13 protein-coding genes and 1 pseudogene are annotated in these 19,754 nt (G+C 67.9%); 9 read left to right on the top strand and 5 right to left on the bottom strand.

Annotation, left to right across the window (positions count from 1 at the left end; translation table 11 throughout):
* Positions 1 to 39: 39 nt before the first annotated feature.
* Positions 40 to 363 (top strand): annotated as a pseudogene (locus ACSAMQ_RS08270) (DUF4156 domain-containing protein); the annotation flags it as partial.
* Between the two features lie 251 nt (positions 364 to 614).
* Positions 615 to 1,637 (top strand): 3-oxoacyl-ACP synthase III, encoded by a 1,023-nt coding sequence (locus ACSAMQ_RS08265; RefSeq protein WP_435395179.1) that lies wholly within the window; start codon positions 615 to 617, stop codon positions 1,635 to 1,637.
* A gap of 1,058 nt (positions 1,638 to 2,695) precedes the next feature.
* On the opposite strand, the gene ACSAMQ_RS08260 is transcribed toward ACSAMQ_RS08265, so the two are convergent.
* Positions 2,696 to 2,941, bottom strand: coding sequence for a hypothetical protein (locus tag ACSAMQ_RS08260; RefSeq protein ID WP_435395178.1), 246 nt, complete (start codon positions 2,939 to 2,941; stop codon positions 2,696 to 2,698).
* Positions 2,942 to 2,959: 18 nt separating this feature from the next.
* On the opposite strand from ACSAMQ_RS08260, the gene ACSAMQ_RS08255 reads away from it, so the two are divergent.
* The 7 genes from ACSAMQ_RS08255 to ACSAMQ_RS08225 all read left to right on the top strand — a co-directional run bounded on the left by ACSAMQ_RS08255 (position 2,960) and on the right by ACSAMQ_RS08225 (position 14,019).
* Complete coding sequence (locus ACSAMQ_RS08255) at positions 2,960 to 3,205, top strand: hypothetical protein (RefSeq protein WP_435395177.1); 246 nt, start codon at positions 2,960 to 2,962, stop codon at positions 3,203 to 3,205.
* Positions 3,206 to 3,609: 404 nt separating this feature from the next.
* On the top strand, positions 3,610 to 4,233 hold the full coding sequence (bacA, locus tag ACSAMQ_RS08250) for a biofilm formation regulator BacA (protein WP_435395176.1): 624 nt from the start codon (positions 3,610 to 3,612) through the stop codon (positions 4,231 to 4,233).
* Positions 4,233 to 4,940 (top strand): PspA/IM30 family protein, encoded by a 708-nt coding sequence (locus ACSAMQ_RS08245; protein ID WP_435395175.1) that lies wholly within the window; start codon positions 4,233 to 4,235, stop codon positions 4,938 to 4,940. Before bacA ends, ACSAMQ_RS08245 begins: the two co-directional genes overlap by 1 nt.
* Before the next feature lie 52 nt (positions 4,941 to 4,992).
* On the top strand, positions 4,993 to 5,694 hold the full coding sequence (locus tag ACSAMQ_RS08240; protein ID WP_435395174.1) for a hypothetical protein: 702 nt from the start codon (positions 4,993 to 4,995) through the stop codon (positions 5,692 to 5,694).
* Positions 5,695 to 5,748: 54 nt separating this feature from the next.
* A complete protein-coding gene (locus tag ACSAMQ_RS08235) occupies positions 5,749 to 7,800 on the top strand; it encodes a hypothetical protein (protein WP_435395173.1) in 2,052 nt (683 codons plus the stop codon).
* Positions 7,801 to 7,919: 119 nt separating this feature from the next.
* The gene (locus tag ACSAMQ_RS08230; protein WP_435395172.1) at positions 7,920 to 13,301 is read left to right on the top strand and encodes a DNA repair ATPase; all 5,382 of its coding nucleotides are present in this window, start codon (positions 7,920 to 7,922) and stop codon (positions 13,299 to 13,301) included.
* 13 nt (positions 13,302 to 13,314) lie between these two features.
* The gene (locus ACSAMQ_RS08225) at positions 13,315 to 14,019 is read left to right on the top strand and encodes a phospholipase D-like domain-containing protein (RefSeq protein WP_435395171.1); all 705 of its coding nucleotides are present in this window, start codon (positions 13,315 to 13,317) and stop codon (positions 14,017 to 14,019) included.
* Between the two features lie 39 nt (positions 14,020 to 14,058).
* Here the strand turns inward: ACSAMQ_RS08225 and ACSAMQ_RS08220 are convergent, their stop codons facing one another.
* The 4 genes from ACSAMQ_RS08220 to ACSAMQ_RS08205 all read right to left on the bottom strand — a co-directional run.
* On the bottom strand, positions 14,059 to 15,270 hold the full coding sequence (locus tag ACSAMQ_RS08220) for a CaiB/BaiF CoA transferase family protein (RefSeq protein ID WP_435395170.1): 1,212 nt from the start codon (positions 15,268 to 15,270) through the stop codon (positions 14,059 to 14,061).
* A 142-nt stretch (positions 15,271 to 15,412) separates the two neighbouring features.
* Positions 15,413 to 17,338: a glycoside hydrolase family 127 protein gene (locus ACSAMQ_RS08215; RefSeq protein WP_435395169.1), complete on the bottom strand. Its 1,926-nt coding sequence runs from the start codon at positions 17,336 to 17,338 to the stop codon at positions 15,413 to 15,415.
* Positions 17,335 to 19,533: a formylglycine-generating enzyme family protein gene (locus ACSAMQ_RS08210; RefSeq protein ID WP_435395168.1), complete on the bottom strand. Its 2,199-nt coding sequence runs from the start codon at positions 19,531 to 19,533 to the stop codon at positions 17,335 to 17,337. The genes ACSAMQ_RS08215 and ACSAMQ_RS08210 overlap by 4 nt, the downstream gene beginning before the upstream one ends.
* A gap of 10 nt (positions 19,534 to 19,543) precedes the next feature.
* Positions 19,544 to 19,754: PfkB family carbohydrate kinase (locus tag ACSAMQ_RS08205; protein ID WP_435395167.1), on the bottom strand; the 211-nt coding region annotated here is incomplete at its 5' end.

The following is a 19,754-nucleotide window of genomic DNA, read 5'->3' as shown; positions in this document are numbered from 1 at the left end:
GGCGACAATGCGCGCGATCGCTTCCCTAACGAGGTTTCCATGCGCGCGTTGGCCATCGTCTCCGTGGTTTCGACTCTGGCCCTGATGGGCTCGGCCTGCACTTGGGTGCCGATGGCGCCGGGCGCGCAGGCGATACGCGTGCTCTCGGCCGGCGCGGCACCGTCGGGTTGCGAGAAGCGCGGCGAAGTCGTCGTCGCGGTCAAGCACAACGTCGCTTTCTACGAACGCAACGCCCTGCGCGTGCGCGAAGAACTCGAGACCCTGGCGCGCAACGAAGCCCCCGGCCTGCAGGCCGACACCATCCAGCCGATCGCGGCGCCGGCCGACGGCCAGCAGCGTTTTGCGGCCTACCGCTGCGGCCCCGGCGCGGCCCCGGCTGCGCAATCGGCGCCTTCCGCGGCCGCCCAGACCTATCCGGTAGGCGGCTAAGCCGGGTTCCAAACCCTCGCGTACGGCCTGATTCAGGCCTCCGGTGTCGTCGTAATTTGCTGTTTTTAAAGGGGTTTCGGGCGCCGTGCCCACGTCGGTCACCGGCCGCGGGCCTATCCCGGCTAATGCATAGGGGTCGTGAAGGCGCTAATCTGTCGCACTTTGTCCGCGAAGGGTTTGCGCCCATGCTGTTCCAACACGTCGCTATTGCCGGGCTCGCTCACGTCGATGCTCCGCGCAGGCTGACCTCCGACGAAATCAACGCCCGCCTCAAGCCGACCCTCGATCGCCTCGGCATCAAGGTCAATGTCCTGCAGGACGTGGCCGGCGTGCACGAGCGCCGTCTGTGGGACGGCGAAATGCGCGCATCCGATGCCGCCACCCTGGCCGCGGTCAAGGCGCTCGCCGATGCCGCGGTCGACACCGATCGGATCGGCCTGCTCGTCAACACCTCGGTCAGCCGCGACTACCTGGAGCCGTCCACGGCCAGCATCGTCGCCGGCAATCTGCGTCTGGGCGAGAACTGCCAGAACTTCGACGTCGCCAACGCCTGTCTCGCCTTTCTCAACGGCATGGACATCGCCGGGCGCATGATCGAGCGCGGCGAGATCGACTACGCCCTGGTCGTCGACGGCGAAACCGCCAACCTCGCCTATGAGAAGACCATCGAGCGCCTGAGCAAGGCCGACGTCACCGAGTCGCAGCTGCGCGACGAGATGGCGACCCTGACCCTCGGCAGCGGCGCCGCCGCCATGGTGCTGGCGCGCGCCGAACTCGCGCCGGGCGCTCCGCGTTACCGCGGCGGCGTGACCCGTTCGGCGACCGAGTGGAACCAGCTCTGCCTGGGCGACCTGCATCACGACCGCATGGTGGCCGACGGCCGCATGCTGATGATCGAAGGCCTCAAGCTCGGCCACAAGACCTTCGCCGCGGCCAAGGCCGCGCTGGGTTGGGCGGTCGAGGAACTCGACGAATTCGTCATCCACCAGGTCAGCCGCGCCCACACCCAGGCCTTCCTCAAGGCCTTCGGCATCGACCCGAAGAAAGTCATGACCATCTTCGGCGAGCACGGCAACATCGGCCCGGCCTCGGTGCCGATCGTGCTGAGCAAGCTGCGCGAGATGGGCCGCCTGAAAAAGGGCAACCGCGTCGCCCTGCTCGGCATCGGCTCGGGCCTGAACTGCTCGATGGCCGAAGTCGTCTGGTAACACGCGGCTAAGCGCGGCGCGAGCCGACGCAGTCGAATACGAAAGGCCCGGTGCGCAAGCATCGGGCTTTTCGCTTTGTGCAGTTGAGTGGCGGCGTTGGCTTGGTCGCGTCGCAGTCGGACGCCAATTTCGGAACCCCGGCACGCATAACAGCTTTTGCGTTGCCTTTGGCTCTGGCTTGACTTTAGCTTTGGCTTAAGCAGCTCGGCGCAGCCTCGAACTTGCGATGCGAGAGTAGACCCGGAGGGCGGCCCGCAGGGATGCGGGCCGTTATTCATCGGGACAGGGAGGTCCCGTATGAAAAATCTCCGCGTCGGCGCCGATCGTGCGGGCCGGTGATTCAAAGAGAAGCATTTTTCTTTGGTTACCTTTCTTTTGTTGCTTTGGACGAGAAAGTAACCCGCCGCTTTAGTGGCGGAAGCTTTGGGTTTGATCTTGTTCTGACCCCGACCTTACTTGACAGAGACACCGCAAGACCGTCGCAGCGATGTCGCGGCTTGCGCCGCTCCTACCCTGCAATGGCTCGGCGCTTCGATGAACAGCGACGGCCCTGTCATCTTTGCGCGCTCCGTGGTCGCGACTTACGTCGCTCCTACAAAGGGGGGCATGTAACGCCATGCCGCGAATCCGCCCCTGTAGGAGCGACGTAAGTCGCGACCGCGACACCTCAATCCCGCGCCGATGCCGGCGGCAGCCCCTCAGGGTAGGAGCGGCGCAAGCCGCGACCAAGGGGCGCGCAGAGGCCGCAACGCGGGAGCTACCCGTCGAAGCCGTTAACTCTCGCGGGGGTAGGGGCGACGCAAGTCGCGACCGCGCTGCCTCCGGTGCGGCGTTTCTTATCGCAGGGCTTTGAAGCCACATCAACAGCAAAGCTTCCGCCCCCGAAAGGGTGCGGGTAACTTTCTCGTCCAAAGCAACAGAAAGTCACCAAAGAAAAGTGCTTCTTCCTGCATGGGCACCAGCCTGCACGATCGAAGCCGACGCAGGGATGCTCCAGACAGGCCATCCCTGGCCTGGTTGCGCACGGCCCGCCTCCCTGCGGGCCGCCCTCCGGGTCTTCACTTGACCAGCAACGCACCAAAGCAGATCAAAATCACGGCAACGGCAACGGCAACGGCAACGGCAACGGCAACGGCAACGGCAACGGCAACGGCAACGGCAACGGCAAAGCACAAGCAGCGCCCGGCAACCGCGACGGGCGCGGGCCGCGCCTCGATGGCCGCTACCGCGTAGCCCGTCCTTGCTATAGTCGATCCCATCACGCGCCCCCGCCCCACCGGCGTCGCGTTCAGGACTTCATCCACCGCAACGGAGTTGCCGTCATGGCCCAGCCCAAGAGCCACCTCGAGATCGCCCTCGCCTCGATCCCGGTATTCACCAACGACGGCACGCTCGACGTCGCCGAACTGCAGAAGCTGCTCGACCTGGCGCTGCGCGACCAGATCATCGACGACGACGAAAAGCGCGTGCTCGACAATATCTTCAAGCAGGCCGAACTCGGCACGCTCGACGCCGACGTGAAGCGCCGCATCGACGAGGCGCGCAGGCAGCACGGTATTTCCGCCTGAAACGATCCGCGTCGCGGCCCGGTCGGCAACGGCCGGGCCGCGCGACGGGGTGCGGGCGATTGACGGAATCCTTGATTGGGGGCTCGGGACTCGGGACTCGGGACTCGGGGATCGGGGATCGGGGATCGGGGATCGCGGCCGCGTCGGGCGGCGCCCGGGCTTGGCGTTGGTTTCGTCGCAATCGGTTTGGCGACCGCGAACCTTGGGTTGCGGCGCCGCTGTCGGGTCCCGTCGCCTCTGGCCATGCCGGCGTTTGCGCCGCTTCGGGGCGGTTTCGCCCTTAGCTCACTGCTAAGTTCTTGAAATAACGCGTTTATATCAGCGCTCAGCCTAGCCCCGCCGTTCGTCGGCATCTCACATGTCATGCTTGCCGGTGTCACATGTGATGGCTTATCGTGAATGACATGGAACGTCGATCCTCTGCCTACTACCAGCGCAAACATCGCGAGCGCCTGCGCGAAAAGGGGCTGGTCAAGAAAGAGCTGTGGGTGCTGCCGGAATTTTCCGAAGAACTCATGGCGGTGGAGCGGCGGATGCGGCAGCCGCGCGGTGCGGCGCCGGGGCGAGGACGCGTGGAGAGTTCGATGAGCGACGGCAAGGTCTGGACGGCGGCGGGTCTGTACGACGCGTTGTCGCAGGACGAGGAGTTCGTCTACGGCGATTCGCAGATCGAGCTGATCGACGGGGCCGAGCCGAGCCTGCACCTGGTCATGGCCGAGTACGGCGACCTGCCGCTGTTCGTGGCGGTGGTCGGCGAACAGATCGTGGTCGAGGCGCTGCTGTGGCCGGTCGCGCACGTGCGCGACGCCTCGGCCTTCAACGAGGAAGTGCTGCGCACTCACAAGGTGTTTCCGCTGTCGACGATCGGGATCGAGACCCTCGCCGACGGCGAGTCGGTGTACATGATGTTCGGCGCGCTCAGTGCCGCTTCGCCACTGTCGAACGTGCTGTACGAGATCGAGACCCTCGCCGACAACGTAATCAAGGCGACCGAGGCCTACGAAGCCCAGTTGCTGGAGGTGGCCTGATGCCCACGTCCGATTCGAACATCTGGAGCAAGCTGCTGACTTCGATCCGCGGCGGTGCGCGCGAGCTCGGCGAGGCCTGGGTCGACAGCCAGGCGCTGCGCATCCTCGACCAGGAAATCCGCGACTGCGACCTGGAGCTGCGCCGCTCACGCGAAGCGCTGGCCGAGTTGATGGCGCGCCATGCGCTGGCGCAACGGCGGCTGACCGACTCCGCCGACCGGGTCGCCGAATACGAGGGCTATGCGATCAAGGCGCTGGAGTCCGGCGACGAGCCGCTGGCGCGCGAAGTCGCCGACAAGATCGTGCGGCTCGAATCCGGACGCGGCGAAGACGAACGCCAGGTACAGCAACTCGCGCTCAGCGCGACCGAGCTGCGCAAGGCCATCGCCATGGCCGAAGGCAACATCCGCCGGCTCAAGCAGCAACTGGACACGGTCAAGGCCACCGAAAGCATGCAGCGCGCGCAGGCCGCGGTCGCGCATCGCTACGCCGGGCCGCAGAACCGTTTGCAGACCGCGGTCGATTCGTTGGCGCGGATCAAGCACAAGCAGGCCGAGCGCGGCGCGCGCATGGAGGCGGCGACCGAATTGGCGCGCCAGGACGGCGGCGACGCGCTGGAACGCAAGTTGCGCGAGGCCGGCATCATCGCCGACGACGCCGGCGCCGAAGCGGTATTGCTTCGACTGCGACAGAAACTGCCGGGCTGACCGGCTTCATGGAGGCGCCGCAGGGAGCGCGGCACGCGGGGAGGGAGGGGTGATGATCGAGTTTCTGCAGATCGTGTTTTCGTTTCCAACGGCGTTCTACTCCGTCCTGCTGGGCGTGGTGGTCGGCTATTGGCTGTTGTCGGCGCTCGGCCTGGTCGGCATGGACGTGGCCGACGGCTTGTTCGGCCACGGGCATGGCCATTTCGGCGGCGACGGCCACGGCCACGGCCATGCGCTCGGCGATCAATCGCTGGCCGACGGCGCCCATCACCATCAAAGCGTGTTCGATCCGCTGATGCGCCTGGGCCTCGGCGGCATCCCGGTGACCGTCGTGCTGAGCGTGCTGATCGCCACGGCCTGGGCGCTGACCTACCTGGCCGACCTGTACCTGCTGCGCCTGCTGCCGGGCGGCGGCGTGCGCTTCGTCGCCGACCTGGTCGCGCTGGTGGTCGCCTTCGTTGTGGCGATACCGGTCGCCGCGTTCGCGCTGCGCCCGGTGCGGCGCCTGCTGCGCAAGATGCAGCCCGAGCCGCCGCGGCCGCTGCTGGGCCAGACCGCGGTGATCCGCAGTCCGGGGGTCACCCGGGCCACCGGCACCGCGGCGATCGAGGACGGCGGCGCCGGCCTGATCCTGCAGATCCGCGACGAAGGCGGCGAACGTTTCAAGCGCGGCGACCGCGTGGTGTTGATCGAGTATCTCGCCGACCAGAACGCCTACCGCGTGGTCAGCGAAGAAGAATTTCGCGGCGCCTGACCCTGTCGGGGCGTCGCCGTCCGTATCGAAGTCGAGTCATAGGGAGATGCAAAGATGAATTTTCCGTCGGGTATTTTCATGGTCCTGACCCTGGTGGGCCTGGGCATTCTGGTCGTGTTCGTCCTGCTGATGATGTTCAAGGCCTTCTACATCAAGGTCCCGCAGGGCACCGCGCTGATCGTCAACGACATGTCGGCCATGCCCAAGGTGCATTTCACCGGCGCGCTGGTGTATCCGGTGATCTACAAGAAGGAGTTCATGAAGATCTCCCTGATCACCCTGGAGGTCGACCGCCGCGCCAAGGACGGGCTGATCTGCAAGGACAACATGCGCGCCGACATCACCGTGGCGTTCTACCTGCGGGTCAACGAGACCCAGCAGGACGTGCTCAAGGTCGCCAAGTCGATCGGCGTGGACCGCGCCTCCGACCGCACCGCGGTCAATGAGCTGTTCAACGCCAAGTTCTCCGAAGCGCTCAAGACGGTCGGCAAGCAGATCGAATTCGTCAAGCTGTTCGAGAACCGCCAGGAGTTCCGCGACCGCATCGTCGAGGTGATCGGCAACGATCTCAACGGCTACGTGCTCGAAGACGTCGCGATCGACTACCTGGAGCAGACCCCGAAGTCCTCGCTCGACCCGACCAACATCCTCGATGCCGAGGGCATCCGCAAGATCACCGAGCTGACCGCGGCGCAGAACGTCATCACCAACGAACTCGAACGCAACGAGCAGTTGGCGATCACCAAGAAGAACGTCGAGACCCGCGAAGCCATGCTTGCGCTCGAGCGCCAGCAGGCCGACGCCGAGGCGCGGCAGAAGCGCGAGATCCAGACCATCCAGGCGCGCGAGCAGGCCGAGACCGCCAAGGTCCAGGAAGAAGAGCGGCTGAAGTCCGAGCAGGCGCGCATCTCGGTGCAGGAGCAGCTCGACATCCGCGAGCAGAACCGTCAGCGCGAAGTCGAAGTGGCCCAGCAAAACCGCCAGCGCGCGGTGGTGATCGAGGTCGAGAAGGTCACCCGCGCCAAGGATCTGGAAATCGTCTCGCGCGAGCGCGAGGTCGAGCTGAACCGGATAGAGAAGGAAAAGGCGCTGGAAGAACAGCGCAAGGAGATCGCCAACGTCATCCGCGAGCGCATCGCGGTCGAGAAGACCGTGGCCCAGGAAGAGGAGCGGATCAAGGAAGTGCGCGCGGTGTCCGAGGCCGATCGCGCCAAGCAGGTCACGGTGCTCAACGCGCAGGCCGCGGCCGAGGAAGAGCTGGTGCGGCAGGTCAAACAGGCCGAGGCCAACGAGACCGCGTCCAAGCACCGCGCCGGCGAGATGACGGTGCTGGCGCAGGCCGAGCTGGAAGCGGCCGGCAAGCAGTCCGAAGCCAAGAAGAAGCTGGCCGAGGGCATCGAGGCCGAACGCGCCGCGCCCGGCCTGGCCGATGCGCGGGTACGCGAAGTCACCGCGGCGGCCAGCGAGAAGGAAGGCATGGCCAAGGCGCGGGTGATCGCCGAAACCCTGACCGCGGAAGCCCGCGGCGAGCAGGAGAAGGGTTTGGCGCAGGCGCGGGTGATCGAGGCGCAGGCCGACGCCAAGCAGAAGCAGGGCCTTTCCGACGCCAAGGTGCTGGAAGAGAACCTGTTCGCGCAGGCGCGCGGCGACGAGCAGCTGGGCGCGGCCAAGGCCAAGGCGACCCGGGACCTGGGCCTGTCGGAAGCCGAGGTGCTGCTGCAGAAGTTCAAGTCCGAGGCCGAGGGCCTGTCGCAGAAGTTCGGCGCGCTGGATTCGCTCAGCGACCAGGCCCGCTCGCACGAAGAATTCCGCATGCAGCTGGAGAAGAACTTCGAGCAGGCGATCGCGTCGATCGAGGCCAACAAGGAAGTCGCCAAAGAACAGGCCGACGTGCTGGCCGCGGCGCTCAGCAAGGCCAACATCGATATCGTCGGCGGCGAAGGCGAGTTCTTCAACTCCTTCGCCAAGGCGCTGTCGGTCGGCAAGGCGATCGAGGGCGTGGCCGGCAAGAGCCCGATCGTGCAGGACGTGCTGCAGCGCTTGCTGGCCAAGTCGGACGGCAAGCCGGACGGCAAGGCCGCCAGCGAGACCGTGCTGGACTCCTGACCGCTCGCGGCCGGGATCAGCAGCATCGACCAAGGAACGCGCCGCCGCATCGGCGGCGCATGGCAGCACGCCGGCGGCGCGGCTCAGCGCGCCGCCGGCAGGATCGTTAGGACGGACACATGGCGGACACCAAGCCGGGCGCGGCCACGGGCGAGAACGCGAACGACAGCGGCGCCAACAGGGCAGCGGCGAACCAAGCCGTCGACCAGGCCGTCGCCCAGGGCGGCGCCTACGAGGTATTGAGCAAACGCCTGGCCGAGCAGGGCCAGCGCCTGCGCGATATCGCCCAGGGCTTGAACCAGCAGCGCCTCGAGGAGTTCGGCAGCAGCCAGATGGCGGTGGTCGGCCGGTTCCGCCTGCGCACCGAGAACAACTGCGTCGCCCGCGACATCGTCCAGGTCGGCGATTGCCTGGTGTTCGGCTACAACGTTTTCCTCGGGCTCAAGAAAGAGACCCGGGTCGAGGACGTGTTCGCGCTGTACCAGCTGGTGCAGGGGCCGGAGGGCTACGACGTCACCCCGGTCGAGCTCAAGGGCAGCTTCCTCGGCATCGACAGCTTCGCCCAGGATTTCCGCGAGCTGTACGCGTATTACAAGAACACCCGCCTGATCCAATTGATCGTGCGCGACGGCAAATTGCTCGCGGCGTTCCAGATCGGCGAGCGCATCACCGACCTGCGCGTGTTCCGCTGGGCGATCGCGCCCGGCGGCGAGGTGACGTACATCGACAACCGCGGCGAGCGCGACATCGCGCTGCCGGCGCCGTTCGATTTCGAGTGGACCCGCGCGACCCGCGAGATGGTGGTCAACGGCCGCCACCCGCACCTGAACATTCTCGACAGCGTGTTCGTCGAGACCGTCAACGGCGATCTCACGATCAAGATCGAGAACAACACCGAGGACGGCCAGGGCATCTACCGCGAGCCGGTCGCCGACAAGACCCAGTCGCTCGACGACGCCCAGGTCGACTACGCGCGCGTCGGCAGCCTGGTCCTGCTGAAGATCCTGCCGTACCGGGAAGAACAGTGGCGTTATCTGGTCTTCAACACCCTGACCCGCAAGGTGGTGCGCCTGGACGAGATCGGCCTGGCCTGCATCCAGTTGCCGGAAGACCACGGAATCATCTTCCCCGGCGGCTATTACCTGCAGAACGGCGAGCACAAGCGCTTCGACCAGGCCATGGACGGCATGCGCTTCAAGCGCGCCATCCGCTCGCCGAACGGCGAGGACGTGCTGTACCTGTTCTACGAGCCCGAGCAGGGCCGCACCGCGATGTTCACCTACAACATGATCGAGCGGCGACTGCAGACGCCGATCTTCGGCCATGGCTATGCGCGCCTGGAAGACGGGCGCATGGTGATCTTCGCCACCGAGAGCGACGAGCCGACCCGGGTGCATCCGATGCAGGTCTGGCAGACGCCGTACTACAGCGACGAATTCGCCGCCAAGCAGCCGGCCGGCAACAGCTTCATGGGCAAGATCGGCAACGCCGAGCTGGTCCGCGGCCTGTCGGAACTGATGAGCCTGTCGCGGGAGATCGAGGCCACCGAAGTCTCGGCGCAGCGTTACGGCCTGCTGGCGCAGAACACCCGGCGCCTGTTCGACGCCCACCATTGGCTGTCCGACCCGGCCTGCGGCGGCACCGCGCCGCTGCTGCGCGAGATCGCCGCGACCGCCGAGTCGGTGCTCGACGAATACGAAAAGGTCGAAGGCATCCGCAGCCAGTCCGAGCGCGCGATGGCCGAGGCGCGCACGCGCCAGAAGGCCTTGCTCGACGGCCTGCAGCCGGAGAACTGGGAGCGGGTGCAGGAGTTCGTCGACGCCCTCAACGGCCTGACCGCGCAGCGCGGCCATCTGCTGACGATCCGCGACTACCGCTACATCGACGTGGCCGGCATCGATGCGATGGAGCAGGACCTGATCGGCGCGCACGAGCGCACCGCCGCGGCGACCGGCGCCTTCCTCGCCGGCGACAAGGCGCTGGCGCCGTTGGGCGAGCGGCTGCACGCCCTGGAAGCGCAGGCGCAGCAAGCGGTCAGCGTGGCGCAATTGCTCGAACCGATCGGACAGATGCAGGCGATGTCGGGCGACCTCGACATGCTGTCGGCGCTGATGGCGACCTTGAAGGTCGACGACGCCACCCAGCGCACCCGCATCGTCGAGTCGATCTCGGAGATCTACGCCAAGCTCAACCAGGCCAAGGCGCGCGCCGAGCAGCGCCGCAAGAGCCTGGGCTCGAGCGAGTCGGTGGCGCAGTTCGGCGCCCAGTTCACCCTGTTCGGGCAAAGCATCGCCAGCGCGCTGTCGCTGGCCCAGGACCCCGAGCGCGCCGACGAGCAGCTGTCGCGGCTGATGGTGCAGCTGGAGGAACTGGAAAGCCAGTTCGGCGAGCACGAGGCCTTCCTCGGCGACATCCTGTCCAAGCGCGAGGAACTGCTCGAAACCTTCGAGGCGCACAAGCAGACCCTGCTCGACGACCGCCAGCGCAAGGCGCAGGCGGTCATGGACGCGGCCGCCCGCATCCTCGACGGGCTCGGCCGGCGTACCGCGCGCTTCGTCGGCAGCGACGAGCTCAACGCGTTTTTCGCCAGCGACCCGCTGATCCTCAAGCTGCGCGAACTGGCCGAACGCCTGCGCACGCTCAAGGACAGCGTCAAGGCCGACGATGTCGAGGCGCGCCTGAAGGGCGCGCGCGACCAGGCGGTGCGCGCGCTGCGCGATCGCAGCGAGTTGTTCGAGGAAGGCGGCAACGTCATCAAGCTGGGCCCGCGCCACCGCTTCAGCGTCAACACCCAGGAACTCGACCTGACTCTGTTGCCGCGCGGCGACGTGCTCAACCTGCACCTGACCGGCACCGATTTCTTCGAGCCGCTGCGCAACCCCGAACTCGACGCCGCACGCGATTACTGGGGCGTGTCGATGGATTCGGAATCGCCGCAGCTGTACCGCGGCGAGTACCTGGCCGGCCTGGTGCTCGAGGCGGCCGGCGCGAACAGCGACGGGCTCAGCCTGGACCTGCTGCGCCAGCAACTGGCGCAGCCGGAACTGCTGGCGCGCAGCGTGCGCGACTTCGCCGCGCCGCGCTATCGCGAAGGCTACGAGAAGGGCATCCACGACCATGACGCCAGCCTGATCCTGCAGGCGCTGTTGCCGCTGCGCGACAGCGCCGGCAGTCTCGGTTTCGAGCCGGCCGCGCGCGCCTGGGCGGCGTTGTTCTGGTCGCGGGCCGCCGAACACGCCGACGCTCGCCAATGGCCGGAACGCGCGCGCACCGCGCGCGACATCCAGCAGTTGTTCGCCAGCGCCGCCGGGCTGGAATCGCTGCGCACCGAAATCGCCGCGGCGATGACCGGGTTCGCCCGGCAGCACACCCTGGCGATCGACCCGGCGCTGACCCCGCGCGCGGCCGAGTACCTGGTACTGGAGCTGTCGGCCGAGCACCCGCAGTTCGTGTTCAGCAAGTACGCGCAACAACTGCTGCAGGCGCTGCGCGACAAACTCACCGCGGCGCGGATGTGGGACGGCTTCGTCCAGGCCCTCGACGGTCTCGGCGACCGCGTCGCCGCGCGCTGGGCGCTGGCGATGAACTGGGTCGAGGCGCTGGCGCGCACCCCCGAGCTCGCGCCGGTGTCGGCCTACGCCGCCGAAGCGGCGACCTTGTTGCTGCTCGACGAACGCTTCCCCAAGAAGATCACCGAGGTCGACCTGAGCGCGCCGGTGCAGGGATTGCTCGGCGAGCACCCGCGCATCGTCGAGGGCCGCATGAGCCTGGCGATCGACGACTGGTCGGCGCGCCTGCGTCATCACCGCGAGACCTTCGTTCCCGGCTTCCAGCGCTATCAGGCCCTGCGCCAGGAAATCGTCGGTCGCGAGCGCCATGCCCTGCGCCTGGACGAGTTCAAGCCGCGTCCGCTGACCTCGTTCGTGCGCAACAAGCTCATCAACGACGTCTATCTGTCGGTGATCGGCGACAACCTCGCCAAGCAGATGGGCACGGTCGGCGAGAGCAAGCGCAGCGACCTGATGGGCCTGCTGATGATGATCTCGCCGCCGGGCTACGGCAAAACCACCTTGATGGAATACGTGGCGCACCGGCTCGGCCTGATCTTCATGAAGATCAACGGGCCCGCGCTCGGCCATGAAGTGCGTTCGCTCGACCCCGAGCAGGCGCCCGATGCGACTTCGCGCCAGGAGCTCGACAAGCTCAACCTGGCCCTGGAGATGGGCAACAACGTGATGCTGTATGTCGACGACATCCAGCACACCCATCCGGAGTTCCTGCAGAAATTCATCTCGCTGTGCGACGGCACTCGCCGCATCGAGGGCGTGTGGAAGGGCCGTACCCGCACCTACGACATGCGCGGAAAGAAGTTCTGCGTGGTCATGGCCGGCAACCCCTACACCGAGTCCGGCGAGGTCTTCAAGATCCCGGACATGCTCGCCAACCGCGCCGACATCTACAACCTCGGCGACGTGCTCGGCGGCATGGAGGCCTCGTTCGTGCTCAGCTACATCGAAAACAGCCTGACCTCGAACCCGGTGCTGGCGCCGCTGGCGACGCGCGAGATGGCCGACCTGTATCGCTTCGTCGACAAGGCCCAGGGCAAGCCGTTCTCGGCCAACGAACTCAGCCACGCCTACAGCGGGGCGGAGATCAACGAGATCGTCGCCACCCTGGAGCGGCTGGTGAAGGTGCGCGACGTGGTCTACCGGGTCAACCAGCAGTACATCGCCAGCGCCGCCCAGGCCGAGAGCTATCGCACCGAGCCGCCGTTCAAGCTGCAGGGCAGCTATCGCAACATGAACAAGCTCGCCGAGAAGATCTCGCCGGTGATGAACGAGGCCGAGCTGCAACAGCTGATCGGTGACCACTATCTCGGCGAGGCGCAGCTGCTGACCAGCGGCGCCGAGGAAAACCTGCTCAAGCTAGGCGAGATGCGCGGCACCCTCGACGAAGCGCAGGCTGCGCGCTGGGCGCAGATCAAGCGCGATTTCCAGCGCAACAAGGCGATGGGCGCGGGCGACGCGGATGTCGGCACTCGGGTCGTGGCGCAGCTCAACGACCTGGTCGAGAGCGTACGCTCGCTCGATCAGTCGGCCACTCAGGCTGCGAGCCGTGCCGGGGCACCGCCGCCGTCGGCGCCGTGGCCGGAAATCCTCGCGGCGCTGGAACGTGTGGCGCAAGCGCAGGCGCAACCGCCGGCGCTTCCGGCTGGCCCGACGCCGGATCTGGGCGAGGTGCTAAGCGGTCTCGGCTCGTCGCTGCAAACCTCGCTGGTGCCGTCGCTGCAGTCGGCCTTCGATCCGCTGGTCAACCACCTGCAGGACAGCAGCGAGCGCCAGGCCCGGCTCAACGAAGCCCTGGTCGAGATCTTCAAGCGGCTCGGCCAGCGCGACGTCGACGACGCGCCGACGCGCGCGGAGATGACCGAGCAGCAGCGCGAACTGCAGCGCGCGCTCAACGAATTCGCCGACCGCCTCAACGGTCGCATCCAACGCTAAGGCAGGGACAGGAATGGATTTCGGCCGGCTGGACCAGACCTTGCGCGACAGCATCGCCGATCGCACGCTCGACAACGACGAGAAGTTCGAGTTGCGCGAGCTCGGCGCCGGGCTCGGCAGCGAGCGCGTACGCTATCTGCGCAACCGCGCCTTCGCGATGGCCCGCGAGCTGATGCTCGGCGAGCCGGTGCATGCCCTCGACGGCCTGCGCTGGCTGGAACAGGTGATCAAGACTCTCGACGTGGTCGCCGCGCCGGCGACGGTGTCGAGCGCCTACTTCGCCCCCGGCGACGCCTGCCTGCGCAAGTTGCGCGAGTTGTGCCGCGGCGCCAGGCGCAGCGTCGACATCTGCGTCTACACGATTTCCGACGACCGCCTCAGCGAGGAGATCCTCGCCTGCCACCGGCGCGGCATCGCAGTGCGCCTGATCAGCGACAACGACAAGAAGTTCGACGACGGCAGCGACGTACTGAGGCTGCGCGACGCCGGTGTGCCGGTGCGGATCGACGACAGCCCCTTCCACATGCACCACAAGTTCTCGCTGTTCGACGGCCGGGTGTTGGCCAACGGCAGCTTCAACTGGACCCGCAGCGCGACCACCAGCAACGAAGAGAACCTGGTGGTGACCGACGATGCCAACCTGGTGCGTTGCTTCGCCGGCCAGTTCGAGGAGCTGTGGCAGAAGTTCGCCCTGGATGCGCAGGCCGCGCGCTACTAGCGCGGCGCGCCTGAGCCTGGACGGAGGGACGCCCGGCGCTCAGCCTTCGACCGGGCCGCGCCGCCGCCAGCTCAGCGCGCCGCGGTCGGCCAGTTCGTCCTTGATCGCGCGGGTGTCCTGGTCGAGCATCGGCGCGGCGAACGGGGCCGGGCCGGGGGTGCGGCCGAACTTGATCGACTGGGCGACGCCTCGGTAGCGGCCGACCTGCGGGTGCTCGATCGGGCCGACGATGCCCTCGGCGAGCACCTGCGGATGCTCGAACATGTCCTCGATGCGCCGCGCCGCGGCGCAGGGCACCTCGTCGCCGAACAGCGCTTCCCACTCCATCGCGCCGCGCGCCGCCAACGCCTGGTGCAGGCGCGGCACGATCTCGGCCACCGCCTGCGCGCGCTTGCGCACGCTGTCGTAGCGCGGGTCGTCGGCGAGTTCGGCCAGCCCGGTCTTCTCGCACAGGGCTTTCCAGAAGCGCGCGGTGTTGGCCGAAATATAGATATGGCCGTCGCGGGTGGGGTGGATCCCTGTGACACCGCCCGAGCGCATGTCGCGGCCGATGTCGAGGCCTTCGCCGTCGGCCCAGATCATCCGCGCCGATTGCATGGTCAGGGCGCTGCGCAACAACGACACCCCGACGAACTGGCCTACGCCGCTGCGTTCGCGTTCGTACAGCGCCGAGGACACGCCGGCGGCGAGCAGGGCGGCGGCGTAGTAATCGACCACCGAGCCGTAGATGATCTCCGGCGGTCCGCCGCGGCGCCCCTGCAGCGCGCACATCCCGGTCATGGTCTGCAGCACCTGGTCGTAGCCGGCCTTGTCCTTCATCGGGCCGCTCTCGCCGTAGCCGCTGACCGCGCAATAGATCAGGCGCGGATTGATCAGCTGCAGGCGCTCGAAATCGATGCCCAGGCGCGACGGCACGCTCGGGCGGAAGTTGTGCACCAACACGTCGGCCTCGCGCACCAGGCGCAGCAGCACGGCATGGTCGGCCGGGCGTTTCAGGTCGAGCACCATGCCGCGCTTGCTGCGGTTGACCCCGAGGAAGGCGCGGCTTTCGCTGGCCAGGGTCGAGGGGTACTGGCGCAGATTGTCGCCGTCGGGCGGCTCGATCTTGATCACGTCGGCGCCCTGGTCGGCGAGCAGCGTGCAGCCGTAGGGGCCGGCGATGTAGGCGCTGAGGTCGAGGACGCGGATGCCGGCGAGCGGCCCGGCCGGAGCCGTGCGGTCGGAGGTCGGGGCGGGGGAAGTGGAGTCCATGCGGTGCGCGTCCGAAAGCCTGGAACCTGATGCCGAGTCGCTGTGCCGGGTCACTGTGCGCCAGTCGCGGCCGCGGAAACACCCTCGCCGCATATGTTCTGGCAGCACAAATTCTTGCTTGGCGCGTGGACTGTGCGGGCAGTCACGTCGCTGGCGGAGGCGAGGGCAGCGGCGTGGGCGCGAGCGACATCCAGGTCAGGCGCCAGGCGCCGTGGATGCGGCCGCCGGCGCAGTAGTAGGGATGAAACAACAGCGGCGCGCGATAGCCCGGGTCGAGCTCGATGCGCGGCAGCGGCTCGACCGGATCCGGCCCCGACCATCGCAGCCAGGCGCTCGGCGGCGTCGACGGCAGGCGCAGGGTTTCCTCGGTCTTGAAGCCGTCGATCAGGCCGGTCGCATACACCAGCGGCCCGCAGGTCAGCGCGAGGTACTCGTAGTGCAGCACTTCCTGCGCCACCGCGCTGCCGTCGGGCGCGCGCGACTCCTGCACGTTGCGGTGGACCGCGGTATGGGCCTGCGGCGTCATCGGGAATTGCAGGTCGATCGCGTCGCCCGCCGACCACCGGCGGTCGATGACGAAGTAATCGCCGGGGACGATCTCGCCCTCGCAGGCCGTGCCGTTGACCGCGATCCGCGCCTGCGCGGCCCAGGACGGAATGCGCAGCTTGAGCCGGAAGCGCGCGGCGCGCTCGGGGTCGATGCGCAGGCGGATCGCGCCGTCGAAGGGATAGGCGGTGTCCTGTTCGATCGTCACCGGCCCGCACGAGGGCAGCTCGATCCGCGCCGAGCCCGCTGCGTACAGATTCACCGCGATCGCCTCGTCGCCGGCGCGCGCATAGGCCACGCCGGGCAGTTCCTCCAGCGCCATCGCGCCGCTGGACTTGCAGCAGCGCCAGTACGTGGTGTGCACGCGACGGCCGTTGGCGAATACGTAATAGCACCAGTCTTCGCCGTCGGGCGCCTGCGCGCCGAGCAGATCGTTGTAGGCCGAACGCTCGATCTCCTCGGCATAACGCGCCTCGCCGCTGATCGTGAGCAGTTCGCGGTTCAACTGCATCCAGGCCAGGGTCGAACAGGTTTCGACATAGGCCTGCGGACTGAACACCCCGGCCGGGTTGAACACTTCGCGCGAGCGGTGGCCGACGCCGCCGCAGGGGCCGCCGCCGAGGCTGAGATGGTGCGTCCGGATGCTGCCCCAGAGGTTCTCGACCGCGCGGCGGTAATCGGGATGGCCGGTGGCGCGGTGCAGCTTGGCCAGGCCGACCAGGTTCCAGGCCAGCTGATAGGCCTTGCCGGTCGCGATCTGCGCCGCGTCGGTGCCGTCCAGCGCCTGCGACAGCAAGCGCAGTTCGGGGTGGCGCTCGGCCTGCGCGAGCACGAGCTGCGCGAGGTGCAGATACGCCGCTTCGCCGGTAGCGAAATACAGCTCGACCGCCGGGTCGATCAGCACCGTCGCCGACAGGCCGTGGTGGTTGCCGAGCTCGGTGATGTCGATGCCGTCGTCGCCGAGGCTGCGCAGGCAGAGATCGCCGATGCGCCGGGCCGCGTCGAGATAGCGCGGCGCCGGGAAGTGGCGATGCACTTCGAGCAGGCCCAGGATGAGATAGGCATGGGTCCAGATGTCCCAGGTGCGCACGCTCGGCGCGCCGTCCCAGCTCACCGGCTTGGGCGGCTGCCTGCGCATGAAGCGGCAGCCGGGCGCATAGGTGCCGAGGTAGCCGTCGTCTTCCTGGGTCGAGACCAGGAAGTCGGCGACCCGCAACAGGCGCGCACGCAGTCCGGCATCGCCGCTGCGCGCGGCGGCCTTGGCCGCGGCGATCAGCCATTTGCCGGCATGCTCGCCGTACCAGTCGCCTTCGCGGTTCTGCCGGCGTTGCTGCGGGGCGAAGATCGCGATCGCCGGGCTGGTCTCGTCGACGATGAAGTGCGACAGCCGGCCGTGGCGATTGGCTTCGAGCGCCTCGCCGAGCAGGCCGCCGAGGCGGACGTTCGTTCCATCCCGTGGTCCGCCAGGGCGGACCGCGGCCATGTGGTGCGAACGCTCGCCGTGCGGCATGCCGGTATTCATGCGGCATCCGCCGCGCAGCGGAAGCCGATGCAGCCCGAGCGATCCTTGCTCGGCGCCATCAGCAGGTACTTGCCGTGCTGGTCGAGCCGGTAGGCCTGCGGGAAGTACCAGTGCGAGGTCTGCGGCTGGTAGGCGCTGCCGCCGCGCAGGATCGCCGCGCGGGTGTGTTCGTCGAGATATTCGTCGCTCCATTGCCAGACGTTGCCGACCAGGTCGAGCACGCCGAACGGACTGGCGCCGGCCGGGTGCGCGTCGACATCGGCCGGCGCGCGCAGCCGGCGGCTGCGGTTGGGCACCGGCACCGCGTCGTCGCGCCAATCCTCGCCCCAGGGATAGCGGCGGCCGTCGCCGCCCTGGGCGGCGTACTGCCATTCCCATTCGCGCGGCAGGCGCTTGCCGGCCCACTGCGCATAGGCGCGTGCGTCTTCGAGCGCGACCCAGGTCACCGGCTTGCGTTCCCAGCCCGGGCGCGGCGCGCCGTCGACCCAGTCGCGCAGATAATTGTGCCGATCGCGCGGGACGTAGCCGCTGTCGGCGACGAAGCGCTGGTACTCGGCATTGGTCACCGGGGTGCGGTCGATGAAGAAGCGCGGCAGGCGCATGCGCTTGCGGTGATGGCGGCGCGGGCTGTCTTCCCACGGGTATTGCACGTCGACGCCTTCCCAGGTCTGGCCTTCGATCTCGACGCCGCCGACCACGAAATCGAATTCGCCGGCCGGGATCTCGAGCATGCCCGACGGCGCCGATGCGACCGCCGCGACCGCCTCGATCGGCACCAGCCGTTGCGGCAGGGCGCGCCACTGGTTCGAGTAACGATGCAGGGGCGTCGCCGATAACGCGTGCATGCGGCCGAGGAACGCGTCGAGGCCGTCGATCGCGGCGCCCGGCGCCAGCGCGAGCACGGCGCCGAAGCCGCGGCCTTCGAGCACGAAGTCGAGCACCGCGCGGCCGCCGTCGAAGCGCGGCTGCAAGGCGACGCCGTTCCAGACGTCGTAGTAGCGCGTGCCGTCGAGATGATCGACCGCGATCTGCTCGCCGGCGATTTCGTATTCGTTGCGGTTGACCAGGGTCCACAGCGTGCTGCCGCCGTGCGGGAAGCGGCTGGCGAACACGCCGGCCTGCAGGGTGCGCGCATACGGGCGCCAGTCGGCGCTGACCATGTGGGCGGGGAACTGCCTCTCGATCGTGGCGATGCGCCGCAAGGTCTCGGCGTCGCGCTCGCCGAGCTGGTTCCACAGGCCCCAGACGTTCTCCCAGGCGTTGTAGCCGATGCCGTTGAAGAAGATGTATTGCAGGTCGTGATTGCGCTCGCGGCCCCAGCGATTCTCGTAGTTGATCATGTGGCGCGGTTCCAGCCACTTGAACTTGGCGACCGGCGGCACGACTTCGTTGGGCGCCTTCTTGCCCCAGCTCTGCACGTTCCAGATCAGCGCCTCCTCGGCGCTGATGGTCGACTCGGGCTGCAGCACCACCGGGTGGCCGAGCGCGTCGCAGGCGTCGAAGAACGCGCGCGGCACGCCGTTGTAGGTGTCGCCGTTGACGCCGTCGGCGCCGACCGCTTTCACCAATTGCGCGACCGATTCCCAGTCCGTGCGTCCGCTGTCGCGGGTGCCCTGGTCCCAGGGCATGGTCGGCAGGAACACGCGCACGCCGCGGCGATGGAAATCCGCGATCGCGCCGCGCAGGCCGTCGAGCCCGCCGGGCAGGTCGGCGGCGAGGTCGAACTGGTTGCGGTCGTCGACGCCGATGTTCGGGTACACGTGCCAGATCAGCACGCTGTCGATGCCGCCGTAGCGGCGCTCGAGGTCGTCGAGATAGCGGTCGACCGTGTAGCGGCCGGCGACCGGATCGTAGAAGTAACGGTCCTCGGCCATCATCTGGGCATGGACGAAATTGCGCTGCGCCCACTGCAGTTCCGGGCGGCGGTAATGGGCGTCGTCGTAGCCGATCCGGATCAGGTGTTCGCGGCGCCAATCGCGCAGCTCGGCGATCCAGTCGTCGAGGGTGCCGTCGACATCGACCTTCCAGTGGCCGATCTCGGCGAACGGCCAGCCCGGCGCCTTGCCCGGCAGCGGCAGATAACGCTGGGTGGTGACGTGCGAGAACTTGTACTCGGTGCGCACGCGCGGACGCTCGTCCTCGCTGGCGGCATCGTGGAAGTCGGGGGCGTCGGGCGGGCGGGGCGCTGAGGTCATGGGAACGTCGCTAAGCCTGGAGCGGGAAAGACGTGGCGGGCGCCGGGATCGGATCGGCGGCGTCGGCGAGCCGGCGTTCGACCTCGTCGCAAGCCGGCACGCTGTTCTGCGCGCCGGGGCGGGTGCAGGCCAGGGCCGAGGCGGCGCAGGCGCGGCGCAACGCCGCGGCGAAGGCCGCGCCCTGCGCGAGCGCCGCGACCAGTGTGCCGCAGAACGTGTCG

This window comes from Lysobacter sp. 1R34A, assembly GCF_051217035.1.
In the GTDB taxonomy this organism is placed as follows: Bacteria; Pseudomonadota; Gammaproteobacteria; order Xanthomonadales; family Xanthomonadaceae; genus Lysobacter.
This window is presented reverse-complemented; position numbering and strand designations above follow the sequence as displayed.